At 39.2% G+C, this 25,665-nt stretch carries 25 protein-coding genes and 8 pseudogenes; 22 read left to right on the top strand and 11 right to left on the bottom strand.

Annotated features, from left to right (window positions below):
* Positions 1–24: 24 nt before the first annotated feature.
* From nrfD to KUH03_RS13635, 18 genes and pseudogenes are all read left to right on the top strand, one after another.
* Positions 25–1,505: pseudogene (nrfD, locus tag KUH03_RS13715) on the top strand (NrfD/PsrC family molybdoenzyme membrane anchor subunit).
* Between the two features lie 6 nt (positions 1,506–1,511).
* A complete protein-coding gene (locus tag KUH03_RS13710; RefSeq protein ID WP_223583837.1) occupies positions 1,512–2,048 on the top strand; it encodes a DUF3341 domain-containing protein in 537 nt (178 codons plus the stop codon).
* Positions 2,005–2,544, top strand: a complete 540-nt coding sequence (locus tag KUH03_RS13705) for a cytochrome c (protein ID WP_306429578.1) — start codon at positions 2,005–2,007, stop codon at positions 2,542–2,544. The genes KUH03_RS13710 and KUH03_RS13705 overlap by 44 nt, the downstream gene beginning before the upstream one ends.
* Positions 2,545–2,688: 144 nt before the next feature.
* Positions 2,689–3,925, top strand: a pseudogene (locus tag KUH03_RS13700) (quinol:cytochrome C oxidoreductase).
* A 43-nt stretch (positions 3,926–3,968) separates the two neighbouring features.
* Positions 3,969–4,487, top strand: a complete 519-nt coding sequence (locus KUH03_RS13695; protein ID WP_257094079.1) for a hypothetical protein — start codon at positions 3,969–3,971, stop codon at positions 4,485–4,487.
* Between the two features lie 26 nt (positions 4,488–4,513).
* Positions 4,514–5,059, top strand: a complete 546-nt coding sequence (locus tag KUH03_RS13690) for a cytochrome c oxidase subunit II (RefSeq protein ID WP_257094077.1) — start codon at positions 4,514–4,516, stop codon at positions 5,057–5,059.
* 11 nt (positions 5,060–5,070) lie between these two features.
* Positions 5,071–5,298 carry a hypothetical protein gene (locus KUH03_RS13685; RefSeq protein WP_257094075.1) on the top strand — a complete coding sequence of 76 codons (228 nt, stop codon included), beginning with the start codon at positions 5,071–5,073 and terminating at the stop codon, positions 5,296–5,298.
* Positions 5,299–5,436: 138 nt separating this feature from the next.
* Positions 5,437–7,201: pseudogene (locus KUH03_RS13680) on the top strand (cbb3-type cytochrome c oxidase subunit I).
* A gap of 187 nt (positions 7,202–7,388) precedes the next feature.
* Positions 7,389–7,541 carry a hypothetical protein gene (locus KUH03_RS45910; protein WP_306429740.1) on the top strand — a complete coding sequence of 51 codons (153 nt, stop codon included), beginning with the start codon at positions 7,389–7,391 and terminating at the stop codon, positions 7,539–7,541.
* Positions 7,501–8,325 (top strand): heme A synthase, encoded by an 825-nt coding sequence (locus KUH03_RS13675; protein WP_306429577.1) that lies wholly within the window; start codon positions 7,501–7,503, stop codon positions 8,323–8,325. The genes KUH03_RS45910 and KUH03_RS13675 overlap by 41 nt, the downstream gene beginning before the upstream one ends.
* Before the next feature lie 73 nt (positions 8,326–8,398).
* Complete coding sequence (gene cyoE / locus KUH03_RS13670; RefSeq protein ID WP_120261489.1) at positions 8,399–9,304, top strand: heme o synthase; 906 nt, start codon at positions 8,399–8,401, stop codon at positions 9,302–9,304.
* Positions 9,304–9,876, top strand: coding sequence for a heme-copper oxidase subunit III (locus tag KUH03_RS13665; protein WP_257094071.1), 573 nt, complete (start codon positions 9,304–9,306; stop codon positions 9,874–9,876). The genes cyoE and KUH03_RS13665 overlap by 1 nt, the downstream gene beginning before the upstream one ends.
* 17 nt (positions 9,877–9,893) lie before the next feature.
* A complete protein-coding gene (locus KUH03_RS13660; protein WP_257094070.1) occupies positions 9,894–10,628 on the top strand; it encodes a cytochrome c oxidase subunit 3 in 735 nt (244 codons plus the stop codon).
* A 27-nt stretch (positions 10,629–10,655) separates the two neighbouring features.
* On the top strand, positions 10,656–11,033 hold the full coding sequence (locus KUH03_RS13655; protein WP_120261492.1) for a cytochrome C oxidase subunit IV family protein: 378 nt from the start codon (positions 10,656–10,658) through the stop codon (positions 11,031–11,033).
* A gap of 182 nt (positions 11,034–11,215) precedes the next feature.
* Positions 11,216–11,422 (top strand): SCO family protein, encoded by a 207-nt coding sequence (locus KUH03_RS13650; RefSeq protein ID WP_257094068.1) that lies wholly within the window; start codon positions 11,216–11,218, stop codon positions 11,420–11,422.
* 17 nt (positions 11,423–11,439) lie between these two features.
* Positions 11,440–11,772 (top strand): SCO family protein, encoded by a 333-nt coding sequence (locus KUH03_RS13645; RefSeq protein ID WP_257094066.1) that lies wholly within the window; start codon positions 11,440–11,442, stop codon positions 11,770–11,772.
* A gap of 57 nt (positions 11,773–11,829) precedes the next feature.
* Entirely contained in the window at positions 11,830–12,327 is a 498-nt protein-coding gene (locus tag KUH03_RS13640) for a DUF420 domain-containing protein (RefSeq protein WP_257094065.1), read from the top strand.
* Between the two features lie 25 nt (positions 12,328–12,352).
* Positions 12,353–12,808, top strand: a complete 456-nt coding sequence (locus tag KUH03_RS13635) for an ABC transporter ATPase (protein WP_257094063.1) — start codon at positions 12,353–12,355, stop codon at positions 12,806–12,808.
* 167 nt (positions 12,809–12,975) lie between these two features.
* Here KUH03_RS13635 and mtgA read toward each other — a convergent pair.
* The 3 genes and pseudogenes from mtgA to KUH03_RS13620 form a co-directional block, all read right to left on the bottom strand.
* Positions 12,976–13,478: pseudogene (mtgA, locus tag KUH03_RS13630) on the bottom strand (monofunctional biosynthetic peptidoglycan transglycosylase).
* 311 nt (positions 13,479–13,789) lie between these two features.
* Complete coding sequence (locus tag KUH03_RS13625) at positions 13,790–14,356, bottom strand: TlpA disulfide reductase family protein (protein WP_257094061.1); 567 nt, start codon at positions 14,354–14,356, stop codon at positions 13,790–13,792.
* Positions 14,317–15,315, bottom strand: coding sequence for a hypothetical protein (locus tag KUH03_RS13620; RefSeq protein ID WP_257094059.1), 999 nt, complete (start codon positions 15,313–15,315; stop codon positions 14,317–14,319). Before KUH03_RS13620 ends, KUH03_RS13625 begins: the two co-directional genes overlap by 40 nt.
* Positions 15,316–15,459: 144 nt before the next feature.
* Between KUH03_RS13620 and mutS the strand changes: the two are divergent.
* Positions 15,460–18,060 (top strand): annotated as a pseudogene (gene mutS, locus KUH03_RS13615) (DNA mismatch repair protein MutS).
* Positions 18,061–18,279: 219 nt separating this feature from the next.
* Here mutS and KUH03_RS13610 read toward each other — a convergent pair.
* Complete coding sequence (locus KUH03_RS13610) at positions 18,280–18,459, bottom strand: hypothetical protein (RefSeq protein ID WP_257094057.1); 180 nt, start codon at positions 18,457–18,459, stop codon at positions 18,280–18,282.
* Between the two features lie 116 nt (positions 18,460–18,575).
* Entirely contained in the window at positions 18,576–19,154 is a 579-nt protein-coding gene (locus KUH03_RS13605; protein ID WP_257094055.1) for a hypothetical protein, read from the bottom strand.
* 373 nt (positions 19,155–19,527) lie between these two features.
* On the opposite strand from KUH03_RS13605, the gene KUH03_RS13600 reads away from it, so the two are divergent.
* Together KUH03_RS13600 and KUH03_RS13595 are read left to right on the top strand one after the other, a co-directional pair.
* The gene (locus KUH03_RS13600; RefSeq protein ID WP_257094053.1) at positions 19,528–19,971 is read left to right on the top strand and encodes a tRNA1(Val) (adenine(37)-N6)-methyltransferase; all 444 of its coding nucleotides are present in this window, start codon (positions 19,528–19,530) and stop codon (positions 19,969–19,971) included.
* 221 nt (positions 19,972–20,192) lie between these two features.
* Positions 20,193–20,729 carry a metallophosphoesterase gene (locus KUH03_RS13595; RefSeq protein WP_257096951.1) on the top strand — a complete coding sequence of 179 codons (537 nt, stop codon included), beginning with the start codon at positions 20,193–20,195 and terminating at the stop codon, positions 20,727–20,729.
* Between the two features lie 98 nt (positions 20,730–20,827).
* Here KUH03_RS13595 and KUH03_RS48600 read toward each other — a convergent pair.
* Positions 20,828–21,184: pseudogene (locus KUH03_RS48600) on the bottom strand (DUF488 domain-containing protein).
* 160 nt (positions 21,185–21,344) lie between these two features.
* Positions 21,345–21,680, bottom strand: a complete 336-nt coding sequence (locus KUH03_RS13590; RefSeq protein ID WP_077437903.1) for a MerR family transcriptional regulator — start codon at positions 21,678–21,680, stop codon at positions 21,345–21,347.
* A gap of 459 nt (positions 21,681–22,139) precedes the next feature.
* On the opposite strand from KUH03_RS13590, the gene KUH03_RS13585 reads away from it, so the two are divergent.
* On the top strand, positions 22,140–22,310 hold the full coding sequence (locus KUH03_RS13585) for a hypothetical protein (protein WP_257094051.1): 171 nt from the start codon (positions 22,140–22,142) through the stop codon (positions 22,308–22,310).
* A 91-nt stretch (positions 22,311–22,401) separates the two neighbouring features.
* On the opposite strand, the pseudogene accD reads toward KUH03_RS13585, so the two are convergent.
* The 4 genes and pseudogenes from accD to KUH03_RS45900 form a co-directional block, all read right to left on the bottom strand.
* Positions 22,402–23,241: pseudogene (gene accD / locus KUH03_RS13580) on the bottom strand (acetyl-CoA carboxylase, carboxyltransferase subunit beta).
* Positions 23,242–23,708: 467 nt separating this feature from the next.
* Positions 23,709–23,936, bottom strand: a complete 228-nt coding sequence (locus tag KUH03_RS13575) for a DUF6814 family protein (RefSeq protein WP_104384975.1) — start codon at positions 23,934–23,936, stop codon at positions 23,709–23,711.
* Positions 23,933–25,426 (bottom strand): annotated as a pseudogene (locus tag KUH03_RS13570) (MFS transporter). The gene KUH03_RS13575 and the pseudogene KUH03_RS13570 overlap by 4 nt, the downstream one beginning before the upstream one ends.
* 85 nt (positions 25,427–25,511) lie before the next feature.
* Positions 25,512–25,661 (bottom strand): hypothetical protein, encoded by a 150-nt coding sequence (locus tag KUH03_RS45900; protein WP_306429739.1) that lies wholly within the window; start codon positions 25,659–25,661, stop codon positions 25,512–25,514.
* Positions 25,662–25,665: the final 4 nt, after the last annotated feature.

The following is a 25,665-nucleotide window of genomic DNA, read 5'->3' as shown; positions in this document are numbered from 1 at the left end:
TACAATATTTGAAATAAAAATACTATGTCATCGCATAACGAATCAATATTAAGAGAACCATTAATGACCGGTAAAGACATCACGTATGCAAAAATTACGGATGATATCTTACTACCGGTTGAAAATAAACCAAATAAAGCATGGTGGATTGGTTTTACCGTTGCTGTATTGGGTGCTTTATTATGGGTAGTTAGCGTTAGTTATACCTTTTGGACAGGTATCGGCGCTTGGGGTCTGAATAAAACAGTAGGCTGGGCTTGGGATATCACCGACTTCGTATGGTGGGTTGGTATCGGTCACGCTGGTACGTTGATTTCAGCTGTATTATTAATTTTCCGCCAGAACTGGCGTAACTCAATCAACCGTTCCGCAGAGGCGATGACGATCTTTGCGGTAATCTGTGCGGCTACATACGTTGTAGCTCACATGGGTCGTCCTTGGTTGGCATATTGATTTTCCCTCTTCCAAATCAATTTGGATCACTTTGGGTAAACTTCAACTCTCCATTGGTATGGGATGCATTCGCGATCTCAACATACTTTACAGTATCCTTGGTATTCTGGTACTGTGGTTTGTTGCCGGATATCGCGACTATCCGTGACCGTGCTACTGGATTAAAACAAAAGATCTATTCTGTATTATCATTCGGTTGGAATGGTTCTGTGAAGACTTGGCAACGTTTTGAAATCGTGTCTTTGATCTTGGCAGGTATTTCAACTCCACTAGTACTTTCTGTACACACGATCGTATCCATGGACTTTGCAACTTCGGTTATCCCTGGATGGCACACGACGATCTTCCCTCCATATTTCGTGGCAGGTGCGATCTTCTCAGGCTTCGCGATGGTGCAGACCTTGTTGATCTTACGTAAAGTAATGAACTTTGAGAACTACATCACCATGTTCCACATTGAGTCAATGAATATCATTATCATGACGACTGGTTCTATCGTGGGTGTGGCTTACTTAACAGAGTTGTTTATTGCAATGTACTCTCGTTCAGAATACGAAATGTATGCTTTCGAGAACCGTATGTTGGGTCCATACGCTTGGGCGTACTGGTCAATGATGACTTGTAACGTAATTTCTCCACAGTTATTCTGGTTCAAAAAAATCCGTACAAGTATTCCGATCTCATGGATTCTATCTATTGTGGTAAATATCGGTATGTGGTTTGAGCGTTTCGTAATTATCGTGACTTCATTGCACCGTGATTACTTGCCTTCATCGTGGGCAATGTTCTACCCAACTTGGACAGACGTAGGTATCTTTGTAGGTTCAATTGGATTATTCTTTACGTTATTCTTGTTGTTCTTACGTTTCTTGCCAGGTATCGCGATTGCCGAAGTTAAATTGTTGTTGAAATCATCGTCATTACAACACAAAACTAAATTGGCTCAAGAAGGTGCATTCCCTGCAGAGCAAGTTGAGTACTTCCAAGAATCATTGGAAAAATATGATTCAGTGACAGAAGAAGAGATTAAAGAATTATCAGTTAGAAAATAATCAGCAATGAGCAATACAAAATATATATTAGGTAGTTTTGCGGATCCGGATGACATGATGCATGGGATCGACAAATTGCAAGCAAACAATATAAGTATTTATGACTGCTTTACTCCGATGCCTATCCACGGTATCGAAGCGAAGTTAGGTGTAAGACCTTCTCGCTTGCCTATCGCAGCATTTTGCTTTGGAGCATTAGGAACGACATTAGGTTTTAGTTTATTGTATTATACAATGGTATACGATTGGCCGATGAATATCGGTGGTAAGCCATCATTTGCAATGCCAAACTTTGTTCCAGTAACATTTGAGGTTACGATCTTATTGTGTGCTTTGGGAATGGTTGCTACATTTTTCTTCCGTAACCACTTGTTCCCGGGACGTACGCCTCGCGTGATGGACCTAAGAGCAACAGATGACCGTTTCATCCTCGCAGTAGATGCCAAAGAAAATGCAGACCACGCTTTGATCGATAGCTTATTGAAAGAAGCCGGTGCTGTTGAAGTTAAGTACAATGATAGAAAATATGTTAGCTATGAATAAGAAGAATTTACTTGGAACTGTATGCGCAGCTGTAGCATTGACAGCACTTGTTTCTTCTTGTGGTGACAAAACGACTCGTAGTACAGGTTTGGAATTTTCCCGTAACATGTACGATCCGCTTGCTTTCAATCCGGATCAACCCAATGCGAATTTTGCTGATGGAAAAACAGCACAGGCACCTCCTAAAGGTACAGATCCAATTGGTTTCACTCGTTTTGAGTATGCCAATACATTAGAGGATTATGTACGTGCGGGTGCTGAGGTGAAGAATCCTTTGCTTGTTAATGCTGAAAACCTTGAAAAAGGTAAGGCTTTATTCACTACATACTGTTCAGTATGTCACGGGGTAGAAGGTAAAGGAGATGGACCTCTTACGAAAGATCGTAGTGTAACTGATTCTAGAGGTACTCGTCAATTAGAGAATTTCCGCCGCCACCGTCTTATCACAGAACGGATAAAGCGAACTCTTCAAGAGGTGGTTTCATGGCTGACTTGACGGATGGTAAGATTTACCATACGATTTATTATGGACATAACTCCATGGGATCGCATGCATCTCAATTGTCTCCAGAAGAGAGATGGAAAGTTGTTATGTATGTTCACGAATTACAAAAGAAATAATCTAACATCAGATATATAAATGGGAACTCACAGTCATCATCACGATTATAATTTCAACGAGCGATACGAGTTTGCTGGCAAAGCTAAAATGTTCAGTATTATCGCTGTTGTACTAGGCGTAGCTGCTGTAGCTATGGGGTTGCTTTCGGGCGATCACGTTACTGTAGAGCGTACATACGCCAACTTGTTATTGATGGGTTATTACTTTACATGTGTGTGCGCAGCTGGAGCATTCTTCGTTGCTTTGCAATATGTAACACAATCTGCATGGTCTGCAGGTCTGGTACGTATACCTCAAGCTATGGCAAGCACCCTGCCTATCGCAGCACTCTTGTTAGTGGTTATTGTTGGATTGGGTTTATCTACACATAATCTTTACCACCATTGGCATGGTGAAGGTTTGTTGGATCACAATAGCCCAAACTATGACCCTATTATTGAAGGAAAGTCTGCATACTTGAACGTACCTTTCTTTTTATCTCGTCAAGTTATCTTTTTAGGAATATATAGCATTTTTGCTATTATTCTTGCGAAACTTTCATACAAAGAGGATTTAGAAGGCGGTTTGGCTTCTTATAAAAAGTCATTTAAATTGTCTGCTATCTTCTTGGTTATCTTCGGTTTCACAACTCCAATATGGGCGTTTGATACGATCATGTCCTTAGAGGCGCACTGGTTTTCTACCATGTTCGGATGGTACAACTTTGCAGCGATGTGGGTAAGTGGTATCTGTTGTATCACGATCATCGTTGTTGTATTGAAGAAAGCTGGTTATATGAACTGGGTAAACGAAAATCATTTCACACGATTTGGGTAAATTGATGTTCGGTTTCTCCATCTTCTGGACTTATGTTTGGTTTGCACAATTCATGTTGATTTGGTATTCAAACATTCCTGAGGAAACAGTTTATTTCTACAAACGTTGGGAACCTGAATACAAACCTTGGTTTTGGTTGAGTATTATCATTAACTTTGTGTCTCCACTGCTTATATTAGTAGATCGCGATGCTAAACGTAAACAAAATGTGATGTTGTTCGTAGCGATTCTATTGTTGGCTGGTCACTGGCTTGATTATTACATCATGGTTATGCCGGGTACTGTCGCTGAACATAGAGGATTTGGTATCATTGAAATCGGAACTGCACTTGGTTTCTTAGGTTTGTTCATCTTTTTAGTGATGAGTAAATTGAGCAAACAAGCATTGGTGCCTAAAAATCATCCTTTCTTGGATGAGAGTTTGCATCACCAGATATAGTTTCACTTTTAAAGGAAGGTTACGTAAAAACGTTATAAAAGAAATGAGCTTTAAATTAAATAATAGATTCAAATCCATCTCGGGTTTTGTGCTTGCACTAGGGCTGCTTTTTGCAAATCCTATTCTTGCAAGTCAACAAGATACAGTAGCATCTGATTCTGCTAAAGTGGCAACTACAGCGGTAGCTGCCCCTGCAGCAACGGATTCGGTTGCAAAAGATACAACAGCGGCAGCAGGTACTGCTGCTGTTGCATCTGCTAGCTCTACTACAGAAGCTAGCGCAGCTGCTCCTGCTGTTGAAGAAGTGAAGCAAATAGACCCTCAGGTTTATAAAAACTTCACATACTATGTGTTATTGTTCTTGGTTATTTGTACAATCGTTGCTGTTATTGGCAAGGTACTTTCGATCTACGAATTGACACGTAAAATGAACGGTAGATACAATCCATTTGCGAATAACACATTCCAATCGGTATTGTTCTTTATCTTCTTGGTTGTATTTCTTTACGGTGTTTACTGGTCATACGTACACTGGGGGCTGCATATTGGCGGTCTGCGGTAACTGAACATGGTGAACGTATTGATACCATGTTTATCATTACAACAGCAATTACAACATTTGTATTGGTTATTACACATATTTTGTTGATGACTTTTACATTTTTGTACCGTATGCGTGCAAAACGTCAAGCGTATTATTATCCACATAACAATGCTATCGAGAAACTATGGACAATCGTTCCTGCAGTAGTTTTGACGGTATTGGTATTGTTTGGTTTCTTTACATGGAGATCAATTACAAATATTCCTGAGGATCTTCAAAAATCTGCATTGCAGGTTGAAGTATTGGGAGAGCAGTTTCAATGGCAAGTACGTTACCCTGGTACGGATGGTATTATCGGTAAACGTAATTACAAAATGACGACACCTACAAACTCTTACGGTATTGATTTCAACGATAAAAATTCGTGGGATGATATTCAAGCGTCAGATATTGTATTGCCTGTAAATAAGTCAGTTCGTTTCCATATCATTTCAAAAGATATTATTCACTCTTTCTTTATTCCTGATTTCCGTGTTCAAATCAATGCGGTACCGGGAATGACCAACTATTTCAATTCACACCTACTGTAACAACAGAAGAAATGCGTGATCGTTTGGGAGACTACAACTATGATTTTGTGATGTTATGTAACAAGATCTGTGGTATGGGTCACTACAATATGCAAAAGAAAGTGGTTGTTGTAACTGAGGCACAATATAAAGAGTGGTTAGCTAAACAAAACAAATATTTTACTGAAGACCTACAAAAAGAATTCAGTGGTAAAACGGCTAACGTAAAAAGGATAGCGTACAAGTTACAGCATCTTTGAACTAATTAAGAATTTTTGAATATAAAATCGAATATGTCAAGTACAGTAATATCGCATAGCGCTGAACATCACGATTCGCACGGACATCATCACGAGGAATCATTCATCAGAAAGTATATCTTTTCTGGTGACCACAAGATGATTGCCAAGCAATTCTTGATCACTGGTATCATCATGGCAGTTTTTGCGATGCTTTTATCAGTATTATTCCGTATCCAATTAGCATGGCCGGATAAAGAATTCCCTATATTAGAAGTATTCTTGGGCAAATGGGCTGAGGGTGGCCGTATTAAGCCGGATTTTTTCCTTTCGTTGGTGACCATCCACGGTACTGTCATGGTATTCTTCGTGTTGACTGCGGGTCTATCGGGTACATTCAGTAACTTATTAATTCCATATCAAATCGGTGCGCGCGATATGGCGTCACCTTTATGAATATGTTATCCTACTGGTTGTTCTTCATTGCATCAGTTATCATGGTTGCTTCTTTCTTTGTAGAGAGCGGACCTGCTTCTGCTGGTTGGACAATCTATCCACCATTATCGGCTGTACCGACTGCAATCTCCGGATCTGCAACGGGTATGACTTTATGGTTGGTCAGTATGGTTCTTTTCGTTGCTTCTCAGTTGATCGGTGGTATCAACTACGTAAGTACGATTTTGAATATGCGTACAAAAGGTATGGACCTATGGAAAATGCCTTTGACAATTTGGGCGTTTTTCTTAACTGCGATCGTGGGTATGTTGTCGTTCCCAGTATTGGTATCTGCAGTGGTTCTTTTGATTTTTGACCGTGCCGCGGGCACGTCATTCTATTTGTCTGACTTGGTTGTACAAGGACAGATTCTACCTAACGAAGGTGGTTCTCCAATTTTGTTCCAGCACTTATTCTGGTTCCTGGGTCACCCTGAGGTATATATCGTAGTTATGCCTGCATTAGGTTTGACTTCTGAGGTTATTGCTACAAACTCACGTAAGCCAATTTTCGGTTACCACGCCATGGTTTACTCTTTGATTGGTATTACAGTGTTGTCATTTATCGTATGGGGTCACCATATGTTTGTGACGGGATGAATCCGTTCTTAGGTGGTGTGTTTATGATCACAACCTTGATTATTGCTGTTCCATCTGCTGTTAAGGCATTTAATTACCTAGCAACGTTATGGAAAGGTAATATCCGTTTTACGCCTGCAATGATGTTTGCTATCGGTTTGGTATCTTTCTTTATCTCCGGTGGTTTGACAGGATTGTTCTTGGGTAACGCGGCATTGGACATCAACTTGCACGATACGTATTTCGTTGTAGCCCACTTCCACTTGGTAATGGGATCGGCGTCCATCTTTGGTATGCTTTGTGGTGTTTACCACTGGTATCCTAAAATGTTTGGTCGTATGATGAACACGAAATTAGGTTATTTACACTTTTGGTTGACTTTTGTCGGTGCTTACATGGTATTCTTCCCAATGCACTTTATGGGTATTGATGGTGTGCCACGTCGTTATTATGCATTTACTGAGTTTGCTTTCATGGCAAAATGGGTTTCTGTGAATCAATTGGTTACTTGGGCTGCTATCGTAGCTGCTTTGGGACAGGTTGCATTTTTATGGAACTTCTTTTACTCGATCTTCTTCGGTAAGAAAGCACCACAAAACCCTTGGCAATCGAATACCTTGGAATGGACTACTCCGGTAGAACATATTCATGGTAACTGGCCAGGAGAAATTCCAACAGTGCACCGTTGGCCTTACGATTACAGTAAGCCAGGTCATGCTGAGGATTTCATTCCTCAAGATGTTCCTTTCTCTGAAACGATGAGCTCGAATTTGCCTCATGATTTTGAAGGAGATGAGGAAGCTGAGCGTATCCAAGCAGAATGGAATGCTCAAAATGGTAGAAAAGACTAATAAGATTTAGTAGAATAGAGTAGGGCTTGTACCTACTCTATTTTATACAAGTTTGTATTTTAAGAGGTAGGGGTAGTATTATGTTTCCAGCTGCTGAAAAGCGATTTATAAAGACCAATTTTATTACGATTATCGTACTGTTTATGGTCATTATTGCTGGGGTGTTGTGCGGAGTACAGGTTCAGGCATGGGATGTCCAGATTGGCCTAAATGTTTTAACCGTATTATTCCACCCACAGATATTTCCCAATTACCACAAGGATACGAACAACATTATATTGAAGGGAGAGCAAAGAAGAATGAACGTTTCGCCAAGATTGTCGAATTTTTTTGGCGATAAGGAAATGGCTTACAAGCTTCGTACCGACAAAAGTATTTTGCAGCATGAGGAATTTAATGTTGCGAAGACCTGGACGGAGTATATCAATCGCTTGGTAGGCGTTATTTCTGGATTCTGTTTATTGTTTACTGCAATTTATTCCTTCACGTATATAAAATCAAAAAGTTCGATCGTTGTTTGGTCAGTGGTTAATCTTTTTGTTGTGGTCATTCAGGCCTGGTTGGGTTCGATCGTGGTATCAACCAATTTGATGCCCTGGATAATTACCGTACATATGCTCTTGGCGCTTGTAATTGTTTGTATCAGTATATATACATACTTTAAAGCGGTTACACTACGTGACAAGACCATATTGGTTAATCGTTCTTTAAGCGTATTAAAAGGTCTTGCGTTGATCTCCATTTTGTTGATGTTAACGCAGGTGATCGTCGGAACGGGGGTTCGGGAGGAAGTTGATCTATTGACTGGCTCCAATATTGCCCGCGCCGATTTTATAACAGCTATTGGCCAACAATTTGAAATACATCGATGGTTGGCATATTGTTCTTTGATTTTAGTTATTGTATTATTCTTTTTGGTCCGCACAAGTTTCAATACGGGATCTAAGCAGTTTAAATTTGCTTTAATCGCATTGATCCTCGTGGGTATCCAAATGCTATCAGGAATTATCTTAGCTCGATTTGCAATACCTGCATTTGCGCAGACAACACATCTGGTTGTTGGGACACTTTTATTTGGTGCCCAATTTTATCTGTTGTTGCTGTTAAATAAGCAAAGGCATTAATTTTGAAATTCGAGATGTTTATGTTAAAAACTATGTGTTTGAATACACTGGTAGTAGGAGGTCTCTTTTAATTATGAAAGAATTTATTTCAGATTTTAAAAAGCTAGTTAAGTTAAGACTTACGTTGACGGTGGTATTCTCTGCCTCAATTGCTTTTCTGATAGGATCAAAACAACAGGGTGAAATTTTCTGGGTCAATTGGTTGTTGTTGACTGTGGGTGGTTTTCTGGTAACAGGCTCTGCCAATGGTTTTAATGAAATCATCGAAAAAGATCTAGATAAGTTGATGAAACGTACAGAGGATAGACCGCTACCTTCTGGTCGGATGACAACAGGTCAAGCTTTGGTAATGAGTGTCTTTATGGGCATCTTGGGTACCTTGGTATTGGTCCGCTTAAATTTTGTCGCTGGCCTACTGTCGGTTTTTTGTATTCTACTTTATGCATTCATCTATACACCTTTAAAAAGAAAATCACCGATAGCCGTGTTTGTAGGTGCATTCCCGGGCGCATTTCCACCATTAATTGGTTATTATGCTGCCTTTTCACAGGATGATCTGGCCTATTACAGTGGACACAACGAAGCCGCAATTATTATTATTCCCTTTGTTTTGTTCGCGATTCAGTTTTTATGGCAATTTCCGCATTTCTGGGCAATCGCTTGGGTTGTGGATGATGACTATAAATTGGCTGGTTTTAGGTTGTTACCAACTACAAAACGTGATAAGATATCGGCCTTTATGGTATTCATTACCGGATTGTTAATGATTCCTGCTGGATTTATACCTTATTATTTTGGCTTTGGTGGAATTTGGTTTACGATAGTGTCGGTCATTGGTGGATTGATGTTTGGTTATTATGGCTATTTGCTGTTTAAGAATTGTGATATTCCTTCAGCAAAGAAAGTTATGTTTACATCGTTCATTTATTTGCCTGTTACACAACTCGTATTATTGCTTAACTTTATTCCTTTGAAATAATGTTAGATATACAAGCACAGACTGACGAGAAGTTAGTACAGAGAAAAGCTCAGAAATTCAACCTTTGGTTGGGTATGTTGGGCATGTTCATGATGTTTGCTGCGTTATCCAGTGGTTTCATTGTATACACAGCGAGTGGCGTGGACAAAGGGATCAAGACTTTATTACCAAATGCACTATTGTATAGTACGATTGTGATTGCAGTAAGTAGTCTTACGATGTTTTTAGCACATAAGGCAGCTAAAAATGGTGATTCTTCCAAACAAAAGGCATTTTTGATAGTCACTTTTGTTTTGGGCATCGTGTTTTTTGCGTTACAGGTACATGCTTGGAACGTATTAATCGAAAGAGGTGTTTATTTTGTGAATAACAATGCATCTCAATCGTTTATTTACGTTTTTATTTGGATGCACTTGGCACATATTATTGCGGGTTTGATCGTTTTGATTGGCGCGATTATAGGGGTTAACAAACTTCCTAAGGACGGCAATCTTTTCCGCATGGATCTTGCCAGTATTTTTGGCATTTTCTCGATCTTTTATGGATTTATATATATGTTTTCTTACTTTTGAATCAATAATAGTAAACAATGAGTACAACAGTATCGCAATTGGATAAGGTAAAAACTGGTCCATGGAATGGTGGAAAATCACCTTGGAACTTAGAGTATGGAAAAATCATGATGTGGTTTTTTCTTGGTAGGGATGCCTTCACATTTTCTGCATTTTTGGTTTATTACGGCGCGCAACGCTTTTCTCACCCAACATGGCCTGATCCTGATAAGATTTTCCAATCTATCCCGGGTATTGCTGACCATGGTCAACCTTTGGTATTCGTTGGTTTGATGACGTTTATTTTGATTATGTCGTCGGTAACAATGGTTTTGGCTGTTGAAGCTGGTCACCGTAATCAAAAGAATGAAGTCGTTAAATGGATGCTTTGGACGATTTTGGGTGGTATCTGTTTCGTAGGCTGTCAGGCTATCGAGTGGACTCACTTACACCACATGGGATTCTGGTTTGGTAAAAACCCGGCGACTGGTTTAGAAGGTGATGCAATTAAGACGGCCTTATTACCTTACTTTACACACGATATTTCCTATACTTCGGCGTTGCAATTTGCAAACTTGTTCTTTACGATTACAGGTTTCCACGGTTTCCACGTTACAGTTGGTATTATTTTAAACATCATCATTCTTTTCATGACGTTAAATAATACATTCGAAAATCGTGGTTCTTACTTAATGATTGAAAAAGTAGGTTTATATTGGCACTTTGTGGATTTGGTGTGGGTATTCGTATTTACATTCTTCTACTTAATCTAATCACTGAATTAATAATTTTAGATCGCTATGTCACAATATCAAGATAATATCGCTCACGGAGAGCATGCTCACGAAGGTGGGATGGATAAGAAGGCCATCTGGAGAGTATTTGGCGTACTTTTGGCGCTTACTTGTCTAGAGTTCTTAATTGCATTAGGTTTTGTTCACCACTGGCAAATTTTAGCCAAAGGTGCGTTGGTAAATACCATTTATATCGTTTTAACTTTGGTTAAAGCATATTATATCGTTGCATTCTTTATGCACTTGAAATTCGAAAAATCGAGTTTCATCGTTACCGTAGCAATAGTCTTTATTTTTATTATTTATTTTATCGTCCTGATGTTAGTTGAGGGAGGTTTCTTGGCTGGTGCTTTTCAAGAGCATCAATTGTTTCCAAATAAATAGATAAAGTGAATAATGGATAATAATACTGGACAAAAGAAAGGTATTAAAACTATATTGATCCTGGCAGTAATTCTTTTATTGCCAGGATTTTTATATTTTATACTAAATAAAAGTGGTTCCAATAATTACGTTTCCCTACCTATTTTTGGGAAGAAGGAAGTTCCTGGAACAACGCACCGTAAATGGGGACGGATATCCCTGATACGATTTATCATACTGTGCCTTCGGTCAATTTTGTTAATTACGATCGTAAGCCTGTACATTTATTGGATAATGATACGACACTTTCAGTGGTTCACCTGATGTATTCGCGGGACGCATCGCTGTCGAGAACGATGATTAAAAGATTGGATCAGATTGCCAATCGTTTTATTCATAACAAAAGGTAAAGCTGTATTCCATTACAGTGGATACCGCATACGATACACCAGAAGTACTTGCGAAATATGCTAAAGTTTACAAACCCTGGACTAAATCTTGGTTTTTTGTGACAGATCCTGCTGTTGATATCTTTAAATTTGCCAAAGAGAGTTTATTGCAGGATGCAATCGTAAGTAACGACAAAGCAAAACCTTTTATCATCGGATCCAACTATCTTTTGCTTGACACAAAGGGACGGATCAGAGGTATCTATGATATCAATGTCAAGACGGATATTGATCGATTGGAAGATGAAATTAAATTATTGTTGGTGGAGGAGATCCGAAATCATCCCGCTACGATAGAACAAAAGAGATAGTTAGAAACATGGAAGAGAGTCTTATCAAAGAAAAAAAAATACAGTAAGTGGATTTGGGTGCTTTCTGTTGTGATACCAGTTGTCGTGGCTGTATTATTTACTGTCAATCTACAAAAATTAGGTTATGATGTGAAGCCATTGACGTTTTTGCCACCCATTTATGCGACCATCAATGGTGTTACTGCAATTTTGTTGTTTTGGGCAGTAGCTGCAATAAAGAAAGGTAACAAAGCGCTGCATGAACGTTTGATCAAATGTTGTATCGCCTGTTCCTTGGCTTTTTTGGCGATGTACGTGGCTTATCACATGACGTCTATTGAAACAAAATATGGGGGTGAGGGAATTTTGAGACCAATCTATTTCTTTATATTGATCACACATATTCTCTTGTCTATTATAATCATACCGTTTGTTCTTTTTACTTTTGTAAGAGGTATTTCGGGATCTTATGCGCGACACAAAAAGTTGGCACGGATTACTTATCCCATGTGGCTTTATGTCGCCGTGACAGGTGTCATTGTTTATTTGATGATTTCACCTTATTATATCGGTTAATTTAACAAAGGAAAGGAGTGTACTCATGAAACGTATTTGGATTTATCAGGCTGACCGTATACTTTCGGTTGAAGAAGGAAAGCAAATTTCGGTGGAGCTAGCCACTTTTGCTGAGCAGTGGAAAGTTCATGGAAAGCCTTTGTCTGCTTCTGCTGAGCTCCGTGATCATCTTTTTATTATCCTAAAGGTTGACGAGGATATTGCCGCTGCTTCGGGTTGCTCTGTAGACAGCTCTGTTCGTTTTCTGAAAGGTATAGAAGAAAAGTTCAGGGTACAACTCTTCGATCGCATGCAATTTGCCTATAAATCGGCGAGCGGCGTGGCGGTAGTCAACCGTTCGGGTTTTGAAAGGTTATTGGCGACAGGTGAGATAAATGATAATACGCTTGTGTTTGATAATACAATTACTTATGAGCACCAATTGGATAATGCCTGGGTGATTCCTTTTAAGGAGAGCTGGCACAAAAGATTATTTGCATAGCAGAAAATAACAACATAAAAAAACGCCATTTCATCAATGGCGTTTTTTTATGTTGTTAGGAGATAGCAATAAACTGTTTGATAAAGGAAGTGATCTACATTCTATCTTCTGCTGCGCCAAATCACTGAAATCTCCATATTTAACGCTAGGATCCAATACGGGTTTTACTATTCCGGAATGGTATAATGATGCATATATTTTGCGATTGCATTTGCTCTTCTGTTTACATAGGCAGAAGGATTACGGGCATCCCATTCGCGGGGATTTGGCAAGATCGCAATAATCAGTGCGGCCTGTTTTTTGGAAAGATTGCTTCCTGTTTTGCTAAAGTAATATGCTGCAGCTGCATCTGCTCCATAAACTCCTGTCCCATTTCAATGACATTGAGATAGACTTCAAGAATACGTTTTTTACTCCAAAATGTTTCAATTAAAACGGTAAAGTAAGTCTCGAAACCTTTTCTTAACCAGGAGCGTCCTGGCCATAGAAAGACGTTCTTAGCGACCTGTTGGCTGATTGTACTTCCGCCGCGCAGTTTTTTACCCTGTGCATTTTTCTTAATGGCATTTTGAATGCCTTTGAGGTCAAAACCCCAATGCGTCATAAAATGGGCATCTTCACCCGCAATGGCCGCTAGTTTTAAATTGTCCGAAAGTTCGTCGTAACTCAACCAGTTTTTTCCAGTTTAAACCCTTTTCCCTGTTCCTTAAGTTCAAAACCACGTTGAATCATTAACCAGGTAATAGGCGGATTAATGAAGCGTAAGCTAATCACCCAAAAAGACTAATACCGATAAAATAAAGAACAACTCTACTTATGATGCGGAGAATAGGTGATTTGATAGACTTCAACGGGTTGAAGGAAACTTTCTTAAAGGTATTTTTTTTTTTACTGGCTGTATTTTGCTTACCAGATCTTTTGATGGCCATATCACTACAATATTTGTGCAAACATAACATCAAAAGTTTATACTTCCATGCGTTAATTCATCATTTCTTTTAATTTTTCTAAAGTCACAGCACTCATCCAGGATATAGCTTTTGTATCTATTTCGCCATTTGGTTTTATAACAACATATGTTGGAAATCCGGAACGATTAAATAAAGTGAATAGTTCACTAATCACAGTATTTCCGACAAACAGATGTGTACCCGGCTGTTCTAGTTCTGCTACTTTGTTGACCCATTTCTGTTGATCAGAGGAAGCGTCGGTACATAGATAAATAAATTCTACAGGAAGTTTTGCCTCTTTTGCTTGGTGATGTAGCTTTTTGCCATAGGGCATCTGATCAAGACAGGGCCCACACCATGTCGCCCATATATCTAATAAAACTAGTTTGTTTGGATATTTTGCTTTGATGGTTTGAAGAAGCTCGGCACCTGTTTTCGTATTGTTCAATAGTAATGATGCATCGAAAGGGAGCTCTTTAATTAATGAGCCAAAAGAGGTCTGCTTTAATTCGGTAGGACTGGAGTCTAATATATCTTTCAGTTTTGCCTGTTTAGCAGTTAAATTTCCGATTTCAATACGGAGGTTTTCCTGGCCCATGTACTCTTTAATTTTGGTAGGATGATACTATAGATAGCATTTTGCGTTTGAATATCTCCATCTTGGAATCTTAGGTTGAGGATATCTGCATAGTTTTCTGGAAAAGTTTTGACAATATATTCGGATACTTTAGCAAAATCGCCACGACTTTTGTTGTCAGAATAGAGTAAAGCTCTGGTATAGGTATTTAATATGTGAAGATAGTTGCCGGTTTCATTCGACACAGAATAGATCGGTACTAGTATTTCCTCAATAGTATCTTTTCTGATTCTATTGCTTAAATAATAACTCAACAGCTTGTACGTATACTCTGCATTGGTCGCTGCATCAATTAACGGCTTACAGGTTGTATTATACGCTTTATAAAAGGCGGTATTTGTATTTCTTTGAATTGTAAATAATGAGTCTAATTTTTGCTGAAAGCGCGGGTCCTTTGCTTCAAGCTTTTGTAGGGGTTTATAAAAATCGGGATTATTTTTCTTATCGAATAAAATATACTCATTCATCTGTCGATTGACTTCTGCATCTTTTCCAGCGAAGGAAATACCATCACCGATCATGTAAACATTTTTCTTCTTCAGCTTCTCTAAATCAAAGATGAGTTCTAAATCCTCGTGAAGATAAAGACAAGTATAAACGTAGTCACCCAAGCTAAACCAAACCTGCTGATAGGGAAGGTTATGCGTTTGTCTAAATTCGAATGTGCCATCAGCGTTGACTGGTATCGTTGCTTTGCTTTGATGAGGTCCTATTAAATTGACGATACTGTACTGGATTTGGATTTTGGATAGATCTTCCTGACTTGCATTTAAGATTTTACCGGTCACTTTCGCCGGTTGCTTCTTATTCAATTGGTCATAGGATTTATCCGTTAGAGAAAGTGGCTCGAGATTCTTTTGTGCATAAAGCATACATGGCAGCCATAGTGGAAGCAATAAAGCAATAATATAGACTTTCATAACAAGTGGTTTATATGTAAGTCAAATATATTAATTTAAAAAAATCGAGTCCTCTTAATTAATGTTAAAATTTGTTCGATATAGTAATTTGTCAAAGCGACGATATTATCCTATTTTTACGCTTCACAAATTTGATTTTAGAAGTTGGCAAAAGAAAAGAAAGTAACTCCGTTAATGCAGCAGTATAATGCGATCAAGATCAAGTATCCTGGAGCGTTATTGTTGTTCCGTGTTGGCGATTTTTACGAGACATTTGGTGAGGATGCGATCAAGGCGGCTCAGATTTTGGGTATCGTTTTGACCAAGCGAGGGAATGGTTCGGAATCAGAAACAGCTTTAGCGGGGTTTCCGCATCATTCTCTGGAGACTTATCTCCCTAAATTGGTGCGTGCAGGTCAACGGGTAGCAATCTGTGATCAGCTGGAGGATCCCAAAACGACCAAGACAATCGTTAAACGTGGTGTCACCGAATTGGTTACTCCGGGTGTCTCTTACAATGATAATATTGTTCAACAGAAATCGAATAACTATCTCGCTTCTATTTTTACGGATAAGGATAAGATCGGAATTGCTTTTTGGATATTTCGACGGGTGAATTTCTGGTTGCTCAGGGAAGTACATCTTATATTGATAAATTACTTCAAGGCTTCAAACCTACTGAAATTATTTTGCCGAAGAAACAGAGCAAGGATTTTATCGAGCAATTCGGGGCACATTATTACACTTATTTTTTGGATGAGTGGCCTTATACCGGAGATTATGCTGCCGAAGCGTTGCTAAAGCACTTTGAAGTCGCTTCGCTGAAAGGCTTTGGTGTGGACCGGATGCCGGCTGGCATCGTTGCTGCTGGGGTTGCGCTACATTACCTCAATGAGACGGAGCATCGCAATCTACAACATATCTCTACGCTTTCACGGATCGAAGAGGACCGGTTTATGTGGCTCGATCGATTTACGATCCGTAACCTGGAACTGATCGGTTCCATGAATGAAAATGCTGTTACGCTATCAGATGTCCTCGATCATACAGCCAGTCCAATGGGCGCACGGCTACTCAAGCGCTGGATTGTCATGCCATTGAAAGATAAAAAGGGTATTCAGGAACGTTTGGATGTCGTGGATTTCTTTTTAACAACCCTGAACTGCGTGACGACCTGATCGGCCAGATCAAGCAAGTTGGTGACCTGGAACGGTTGATATCAAAAATTGGACTCCAAAAGGCCAATCCTAGAGAGATCGTCCAATTGAAACGCGCCTTGTATGCCATTGAAAAACTGAAGGAATTGACTGACCGTAAAGACGCCCAGTCTTTGGCCCTAATTTCTGATCAATTGGACGCCTGCGTGGCGATTCGTGAACGAATAGAACAACAAATACAGGCTGAACCTCCAGTTGCAATCAATAAAGGTAATGTAATCGCTGCGGAGTTGATGCTGAATTGGATCGCCTCCGTAAGATTTCTTTTGGTGGTAAGGACTATTTGCTGGAAATTCAAAAAGGGAAGCTGAACTGACGGGTATCCCATCTTTAAAAATCGCATTCAACAATGTCTTTGGTTATTATCTTGAAGTAACCAATACGCATAAAGACAAAGTTCCAACAACGTGGATACGTAAGCAGACTTTGGTGAATGCCGAACGATATATCACAGAGGAACTCAAAGAATATGAGGAGCAGATTCTTGGAGCGGAGGAAAAGATTCAGGCATTGGAAAATAGATTGTATGCCGAGCTATTGGTTGCGATTGCAGAATATATCAAACCTATTCAGCTAAATGCTCAACTTATCGCTAAGTTGGATGTTTTACTCAACTTTGCTATCGTCGCCGAGAAAAAACTACTACGTTAAACCGGTAATTAGCGATAGTAAGATTTTGGATATCAAGGGCGGACGTCATCCTGTAATCGAAAAAATCTACCCATAGGGAGGACTATATTACCAACGATACTTATCTTGATCCGAAAGCGCAGCAGATTATTATTATTACTGGTCCCAATATGGCCGGTAAATCGGCTTTGCTCCGCCAGACTGGTTTGATCGTATTGATGGCGCAGATCGGTTGTTTTGTGCCAGCCAAGGAAGCTAAAATAGGCTTAGTGGATAAGATATTCACCCGTGTAGGGGCCTCAGATAACCTTTCTTCCGGTGAATCTACATTTATGGTGGAGATGAATGAAACGGCCAGTATCATGAACAATCTTTCTGATCGGAGTTTGATCCTTTTGGACGAAATTGGACGTGGAACAAGTACTTATGATGGAATTTCAATCGCTTGGGCAATAGCAGAATATTTGCATAATCATCCTGCTGCTAAAGCGAAAACTCTCTTTGCGACACACTACCATGAATTGAATGAGCTGTCAACTTCGCTTGACCGTATCAAAAATTATAATGTAACCGTAAAGGAGGTCAATAATAAAGTGATCTTTTTGCGTAAACTGGTACCAGGGGATCTGAACATAGTTTTGGTATCCATGTTGCCAAGCTGGCGGGGATGCCGCCAAAGTTGTTGAACCGTGCCAATCAGATTTTAAAACGATTGGAACAGGAGCGTACTGGTGGGGAGCAGATCAAAGATAGTATGCGTAAGATTCAGAAACAGGCTTACCAATTGCAGATGTTCTCTATTGATGATCCTGTTTTAAATAAAATCCGCGATATGTTGAATAACCTGGATGTTAACTCACTGACTCCTGTGGAAGCATTGATGAAACTGGATGAAATCCAGCGTTTGTTAAAAAATTAAGGAGTGATATAGCCGCTTGAGTAAATACCATTCATTTAGCAAGAACCATTGTTGTCGCTAAATGAATGGTATTTTTTTCGAATTGTCTTTTTTTTATTGATTCGTATTTTTCATTAAGGTATCAATGAACTCGCTATGTCCGGTTTATTGACCAGAAAGAACTCTCAGTAAATTTTCATTGTTGTGGGTCTCGTGACAGTACGATCATTTTATTTTAGACTAAAATCTGAAAAAGACTTCTACACTTCCATAATTTGATTGTATCGGTGTCAGGACCTTGCTGCTCGCGTCATAAGGTGCATAGTGATAACCAAGTTCAATACCGATATATTTCTTATTCTTCATCTGAAAAAGAGAAGCAAAACCTAATCCCAAGTGTACATTGTTAATGGTTACCATGCGATCGTTGTAGCCTCCTTCATAATAGTAACCGTCTGGGTCATAATATCCGTCTGAATAAATACTTTCGGTAATACCAGTATCTGTAATATCTATTCCTATTATCCCCTTGGGAATCAGAATACATTTTCATTATCAAAAATTTTGTATCCAACAGCACCACCTATAAATCCCGTTGCGGAAGAATTGACTGTAACATTGGATCCTTCATAATTATAGTCGATATTTCTATCATTTGCATTGATCCGTACTTTGAAACCGCCCTCGAAGATAAATTTACGTTCCAATGAACTCATGAACATAAACCCGAAGGTGACATTACTGCCAAAGATCTTATTTGAACCACCTAAGGGGCTCATTACACCGACCAAAGGGACATAACCTAATTTGGATTTATTTCTGTTCCCATAGGTTTTAGGAGGGCTAACAGGTCTTTCCACATTTTGGGAATAATTTTGATCTGCTTGCCCATTTTCCGGAGTGTCCGTGTCAGCAAATAGGTGAAGAATATCTATTTCATCATTATTGAGGGTATAATTGTCTGATGATAAAAGTGCCTTGGCTCTGATCTTGATTAAATTATCCAAGGGATGTCGCAAGGGATAGAAATTGTATTTTTCTTTATTTTGTTCATACTGAGCCATAAAGTCATCCTGGTCGGCTGCATCTAAGCGTTGAACAAATCTCTTATCCAATTGATTGTTGATATAACGTTCAATTTCAGCGGAACTATTCTTTTTCGATAATAAGCAGAAGAATCCGCAAACGTTGGCCAAATTCTGTTACACCACAACTGGCTTGTAGTGTATTTAATAATGGTTCGATTTTGTCGAATTCGTTACTGTTCAGCGAATTTGTTAGGAAGGGGAGGATTTCTGCGGTGTGTTTTTCACATGTTTCTTGTGCCCGTACCTTTTGTCGCAGGGAAACAGATTAATAGGAATACTGCAAAAATGAACTGACGGATCATCATGGCTTATGGATTTATCAGAGACTAAATTAACAAATTAATTGTATGATGCCGCCGTTATTTTGCAGCAAACATTCCAAAAGTTTTATCTTTGGCTCATGGCGTCAATATTTCGATTTAAACAATTTGAAGTTGATCAATCCAATTGTGCGATGAAGATCAATACGGATGGGGTATTGCTGGCATCATTGGTTGATACAAAGGGTGCAAAGCGTGTGTTGGATGTAGGTACCGGTACTGGCGTGATTGCTCTCATGTTGGCTCAGCGCTTGATAGATAGCCACATAGAGGCTGTAGAAATAGATGCATTGGCCGCGGAGATGGCGAGCAGAAACTTCAGTAATTCGATTTTTCAGAGCCGTCTTGTATTGCATGCCAAGTCATTTCAACAATTGCAAACAGGCGAACACTATGATCTAATTGTATCGAATCCTCCTTTTATACAGATTCGTTGCATAATCCAGATGCGCGGAAGAAATTGGCCCGACACAGTGATCTGGATTTTTTCCGTGAATTGCTGCACTTCGCGTCGTTGCATTTAACTTCCGGGGTAAACTTGTTTTGATTCTCCCTACACAACTTGCAGAAACCCTAACCGCATTGGCGATTGATCATGGATTGCATTGTACTGCTGAAATTCAGATAAGATCATTTGATGGGGCTCCTGTTATTCGGAAGATTGTGACCTTTGGGCGTCTGCAAACCACAGCGATTGATCAAGCTGAATTTGTGATTTATCAATCTAAGGGTGTTTACTCGAATCATACAAAAATGCCTTGGCGCCTTATTTTTTAGCTTTCTAAACTATGACAAAATTGGACTTCTTTCGGATACACATTCTTATTTAGATGAATCTGTATTCAAATACTTTGCTGATTGTGATGAAATTTGGCATGCAGGGGATTTTGGCGAGGCTAATGTAGCAGATCAATTGGAAGCTTTTAAGCCTTTGCGTGGGGTATATGGAAACATAGATGGAAGAGATCTGCGGTTACGTTTTCCCGAAGATTTGCGGTTTACATGTGAGGAGGTAGAGGGTTTTATGACCCATATAGGTGGTTACCCTGGCAAGTATGCAGCACGGATAAAGGCGGAGTTAATAGCAAATCCACCTAAGTTGTTTATCACAGGACACTCCCATATTCTTAAAGTTGTGTTTGACCCGAAAATCAGTTGTCTTCATCTCAATCCGGGAGCTGCAGGAAAACATGGTTGGCATAAAGTAAGAACACTCATGCGCTTTGAGATCAATAAAGATAAGATCGATAACCTAGAAGTTATTGAACTCAAGGAGAGATAGCCAATAAAAGAGCTATTTATAGACTGCTATAGATCAGATTTTATTTGCCAGAAAAATTGCTGCCGTTAGCCCAATGCAGCAATCCGTAAGCATATCGATTACATCGTCAATTGAAGGTCCTGTAGATATTGCTGCAAAACTGTGGCATGTGTGTGTATTTTGTTGTTAGCTGCATACAGCAATGTGGTGACGGTTTGTTGCCTATGGGCTTCCAGCCATTTTTTTCCAAAGCCCTGCTGGTCCAGTTCTTCTCTATATTTTTTGCAAAATCATGCCATAGATCTGGGTTTTGGTGAAACCAAATACGGAGCTCTGAGGAGGGGATAGGTCTTTATTCCATTCAGACAAACTGGCTTTTCTTTGGTCATTCCACGTGGCCAAAGCCTGTCAATAAGCATACGATAACCATCATCGGGTGACGGTAGATCGTAAATTCTTTTTATAACGATCTTCATAGGCTTGCTTTTTATAGATTATATTACACAATGGATTACAATACTATAAATATATGATTTTAAGTGAAAAGCAGAAGTCGTTTTATTTCGTGTTCTTTCTTGATAGTAATCAATCTTTGGGATACAGTAGTCAGTCGTAGGGCAGCGTATCTTTGATTGCTTATAAGGAATCACGTACTTCCAGAAGAAAGCTTTTTAAACGCTCTAAAGAGTCCACTACGCGTTGATTTTCTTTTGCCTCGGATTTATTGTCACGGAGATAGTCTCTTGCACCTTGTAGGGTATATCCTTTTTCTTTTACTAAATTGAAGATGATTTTGAGGTTTGCGATATCCTCCTGCGTAAAGAGACGATTGCCCTTTTTATTTTTCTTGGGTTGAAGAATATCAAATTCACGCTCATAAAAACGTATCTGGGATGCATTTACATCAAACATCTCTGTCACTTCTCCCATTGTATAATACAATTTATTTATTTCACGCTCTTTGTACGGCATATCTTCGCAATTAATCTATAGCAAACTTAATAAAAATTCCAGTTCAAAAAGAAATTTTGCGACCTCTTATTTTAGCTCAGGAGGAAATAGAGCTATGAAAATGAGTCGGTAATAGCGAATTGTTGTCTGATTCCAAACAGATTTTTAAAAGTGATGAACATCTCCTGTATGCCTTATTGCAGGGGCTGTAGACCTTGAGTCTATGCTGTTGCTATTTGTACAGGATGGTTTGCATTGTAAATGAAGGCTAAATTAGTTAAGTTTGGATAGGTTTGAAGCCTATTTTGATTGATCGTATGATTATAGTTAGCAAGTTTTGGACAAATTTATTCTCTTTTGGTAAAGCTAATGCGATTACTATCTTTCCTATTATATTTCTAAAATACGGCTTTTTAAAGATAATAGGGCTTTAATCCGCCATGAGCGCATCCATCTGCGCCAGGCATTGGAATTGGGGTTGTGTTTTTCTACCTTTGGTATTTGTGTGAATTTGCGATCCGTTTTGTTCGCTTGCGCGATTTTGATGAGGCCTATCTCCATATTTCTTTTGAGCGAGAAGCTTATCGTCACGAAGATGATCCTGATTACTTGTCAAAGAGGAAGATCTGGGCATTTTGGCATCACTTATAAATATTTTGGATCTGGAAATAATTAGAGCATAAAAAAGCTCTTAAAATATATTTTAAGAGCTTTTTTATATTTAGCTTTCCTTTTGTCCGTTTTATCCGACCAATTTGAGATAAGTAGCTACTTTGTCTTTTAATTGTCTACGGTCAACAATAAAGTCCAAAATCCATGTTCAAGGACAAACTCGGATGTTTGGAACCCTTTTGGAAGATCTTTTTGATTGTTTCTTTAATAACACGAGGGCCAGCAAATCCGATCAATGCGCCCGGTTCAGCAATGTTTACATCGCCTAGCATCGCATAGGATGCAGTGACACCACCTGTTGTTGGATCCGTCAATAGACAAACATAAGGAAGTCCTGCTTGCGCCAATAAAGCTAATTTAGCTGAAGTTTTTGCCATTTGCATCAAAGAGAATGCAGCTTCCATCATACGCGCACCACCTGATTTTGAGATCAACATAAAGGGAATTTTATGTTCAATACAGTAATCAATCGAACGTGCAATTTTTTCTCCTACAACAGATCCCATTGATCCACCAATGAAGCTAAAGTCCATACAAGCGATCACGATGTCTTTGCCATTCATTTTTCCGTGACCTGAGCGTATCGCATCTTTCAGACCTGTTTTTGCTTGACTTTCTTTTAAGCGTTCAGGATATGGTTTTGAATCGAAGAATTCCAGTGGATCACCAGAATTTAGATTAGGAATAGTTCAGTAAATTCGTTATTGTCAAATAAAATTGAAAAATATTCTTTGGAGCCAATTCTTAAATGATGGTCACAATATTGACAAACATAGTCGTTTTCTACTTGTTCAAGATGCAACAACGGCTTTTTACAAGTGGGACACTTGTTCCACATGCCATCTGGTGCTTCTTTTTTATTAGCGGTAGCTGTGCTAATACCAGCTTTTTCTCTTTTAAACCAACTCATACGATAGTTCTTATTCGATTACAAACTTAGATAAAAATGCTTTTATATACAATTATAATTGTGTTGAATGTAAATGGCAGTAAATCAATAGATTTGTCAAAAAAGCTTACTTGTTAATATTCCGATGTATAATAATAGACCAGTTTAGAACGCAAATTGTTTTGTTAAAAAGGGCTGAAGTCAGGTTAAGAAGGAGGATTGAACCAAAAATTTGGGCACAAAAAAGGGTAAGCTACTCCTATCGCACCGCTCAACCAAATACCCTTGCTTTGTTCCCAACCTGGGGAGTCAATGGGAGCTGGTCGTAGAAGACTTACCCGCCACAAAAGTAGAAAAAAATAGTTTTAGGAAAGAAAAAATGCCTTTTTATTCTAGGGTGCTGATTCTCATTAGAATAAATTGTTCGGAGGGCCATCTTGCCGGCATAAATAATCCATTAAGATGGCCATAAAGTATTTTTTAACGCGCTACATCTTCTTTCTGTCATACTCGCCCAACAAAGAATAGTATCCAAACAGACCCAAACCGAGGGAAATGATCGGCGTTAAAATACAGAGTATAATAATACCAAAGACCAGATCCTCTTGGTGCCCTGTTGAAATCTTGGGTAATGCCAGTTCAAAAATGGAAAAGTATGCGGTGTATATGGCCAAAAGGATCCATACAATACCAAGAAGCTTTTTTAGATTATTCATGGTTTGGAGGTGTTGATTTGTTGTTGATATAGACTGCCAATGATAAAGCAGACAGCGGCTATAATGATGGGATATCCTAATCCCGCTAAATAGAATTGTGGGGTATTGGAAGCTTCAGCATTAGTGGTGAGGTAAGTGGAAACTGCGGGTAGGAGCCCTCCGAATATACCATTACCGACGTGGTAGGGCAAGGACATAGACGTATATCTGATTTTTACGGGAAATAGTTCGACCAAAAATGCCGCTATAGGTCCATATACCATCGTAATATAGATCACCTGAATAAATATAAGGGCAATGAGTAGGATATAATTTTTACCGGCCAAATGGGTGGTTGTTTTAATCGTTTCTTTTCCTTTAAGCTCTCCTGTCTGATGCTGTATTTTTGAACGGGTCATTTCTGTTCCATCGTCATATTGACTTTTGGTGACGGTAACAATGGCTGAATTTTGTTCGGTGCCCGATGCTGTTGTTTCGTTTAATTTTGTTTTCTGTTGAACATTCGATAGCTGGTACATGGATTCGTAGATTGGACGGTAGGTCAGCACGGCAAGGAGCATGCCGCCCAACATGATCCATTTACGGCCGACTTTGTCACTAAGCCATCCAAAGACGACAAAGAAAGGTGTGCCTAGCAGCAGTGCAATACCTAAAATGGTATCAGCCTGGTCGGACTGGAGATGCATGACTGTTTTCATGAAACTCATGGAATAGAATTGACCGGTGTACCAAACGACACCTTGTCCCATCGCTGCACCAAATAGGGCTAATAACACAAACTTGAGGTTATAGCGATTTCCGAAGCTCTCTTTTAATGGATTTGTACTTGTCTTCCCTTCAGCTTTGGCTTTGCTAAATTCGGGTGATTCCTTCATCTTCTTACGGATGAGATATGATACGTAGACCATAACTAGAGAGAGCAGAAAAGGGACGCGCCATCCCCAACTGTCAAACTGTGTTTCACTCAGAAAGTTTTTGGTCAAAAGAATCACTACAAGGGATATAAATAGACCAAATGTCGCTGTTGTCTGTATCCAGGATGTCCAATAACCGCGTTGTCCCACTGGTGCATGTTCTGCGACATAAGTGGCTGCGCCACCATATTCACCCCCAAAGCGAGTCCTTGTAAAAGACGCAGGATCAGTACAATTAATGGCGCCCAAAAACCAATGCTTGCATAGCTTGGGATACAGCCGATCAAAAATGTTGCACCACCCATGAGCATCAGTGTCACCATAAAGGTGTATTTGCGTCCTATAATATCACCTAATCGACCAAAAATAACGCGCCAAAAGGGCGTACGACAAATCCAGCGGCAAAAGTGGCCAATGTAGATAGAAAAGCTGCTGTCGGGTTGTCTGAAGGAAAAACTTCGTTGAGATTACGATGGAGAGACTTCCGAAAATAAAAAAATCATACCATTCAATGAGTGTCCCCATGGAAGAGGCACCGATGACTTTCCAGATGCTCTTTGTACTGTTGTCGTTCATTAATAATTGGTTTAGTGTTATGTTTGTTTACTCTAGAAATATTATATGTATTATTTAAAATCTTGTTGTGTAAGCTCCAGATAATTTATTTGGTTGCCACGAGTGGTTGTCCATGCGATTTATAGACTTTTCCCGGTAGTGAATGGATCAGTGACTGCATTTCCAATTCCAATAAGACCAAAGCCAATTTACTCTGTGGCCATTGAAGCTGATCGATCATCTGATTAAGTTCCAGTTGT

This window comes from Sphingobacterium sp. E70 (assembly GCF_019285695.1).
In the GTDB taxonomy this organism is placed as follows: domain Bacteria; phylum Bacteroidota; class Bacteroidia; order Sphingobacteriales; family Sphingobacteriaceae; genus Sphingobacterium; species Sphingobacterium detergens.
Note: the sequence above shows the minus strand (reverse complement) of the source record. Positions and strands in the feature narration are given on the sequence as shown.

What these genes read in the sequence shown, in the direction of transcription:
- KUH03_RS13620 (WP_257094059.1), bottom strand. Translation starts at nt 15,315, where the DNA reads ATGAAAGTCTATATTATTGCTTTATTGCTTCCACTATGGCTGCCATGT.
- KUH03_RS13590 (WP_077437903.1), bottom strand. Translation starts at nt 21,680, where the DNA reads ATGCCGTACAAAGAGCGTGAAATAAATAAATTGTATTATACAATGGGA.
- KUH03_RS13575 (WP_104384975.1), bottom strand. Translation starts at nt 23,936, where the DNA reads ATGAATAATCTAAAAAAGCTTCTTGGTATTGTATGGATCCTTTTGGCC.
- KUH03_RS45910 (WP_306429740.1), top strand. Translation starts at nt 7,389, where the DNA reads ATGGGATGTCCAGATTGGCCTAAATGTTTTAACCGTATTATTCCACCC.
- KUH03_RS13660 (WP_257094070.1), top strand. Translation starts at nt 9,894, where the DNA reads ATGAGTACAACAGTATCGCAATTGGATAAGGTAAAAACTGGTCCATGG.
- KUH03_RS13665 (WP_257094071.1), top strand. Translation starts at nt 9,304, where the DNA reads ATGTTAGATATACAAGCACAGACTGACGAGAAGTTAGTACAGAGAAAA.
- KUH03_RS13695 (WP_257094079.1), top strand. Translation starts at nt 3,969, where the DNA reads ATGAGCTTTAAATTAAATAATAGATTCAAATCCATCTCGGGTTTTGTG.
- cyoE (WP_120261489.1), top strand. Translation starts at nt 8,399, where the DNA reads ATGAAAGAATTTATTTCAGATTTTAAAAAGCTAGTTAAGTTAAGACTT.
- KUH03_RS13625 (WP_257094061.1), bottom strand. Translation starts at nt 14,356, where the DNA reads ATGGGCCAGGAAAACCTCCGTATTGAAATCGGAAATTTAACTGCTAAA.
- KUH03_RS13635 (WP_257094063.1), top strand. Translation starts at nt 12,353, where the DNA reads ATGAAACGTATTTGGATTTATCAGGCTGACCGTATACTTTCGGTTGAA.
- KUH03_RS13710 (WP_223583837.1), top strand. Translation starts at nt 1,512, where the DNA reads ATGAGCAATACAAAATATATATTAGGTAGTTTTGCGGATCCGGATGAC.
- KUH03_RS13650 (WP_257094068.1), top strand. Translation starts at nt 11,216, where the DNA reads ATGGGGACGGATATCCCTGATACGATTTATCATACTGTGCCTTCGGTC.
- KUH03_RS13690 (WP_257094077.1), top strand. Translation starts at nt 4,514, where the DNA reads ATGTTTATCATTACAACAGCAATTACAACATTTGTATTGGTTATTACA.
- KUH03_RS13600 (WP_257094053.1), top strand. Translation starts at nt 19,528, where the DNA reads ATGGCGTCAATATTTCGATTTAAACAATTTGAAGTTGATCAATCCAAT.
- KUH03_RS13655 (WP_120261492.1), top strand. Translation starts at nt 10,656, where the DNA reads ATGTCACAATATCAAGATAATATCGCTCACGGAGAGCATGCTCACGAA.
- KUH03_RS13685 (WP_257094075.1), top strand. Translation starts at nt 5,071, where the DNA reads ATGCGTGATCGTTTGGGAGACTACAACTATGATTTTGTGATGTTATGT.
- KUH03_RS13675 (WP_306429577.1), top strand. Translation starts at nt 7,501, where the DNA reads ATGAACGTTTCGCCAAGATTGTCGAATTTTTTTGGCGATAAGGAAATG.
- KUH03_RS13610 (WP_257094057.1), bottom strand. Translation starts at nt 18,459, where the DNA reads ATGGTAACCATTAACAATGTACACTTGGGATTAGGTTTTGCTTCTCTT.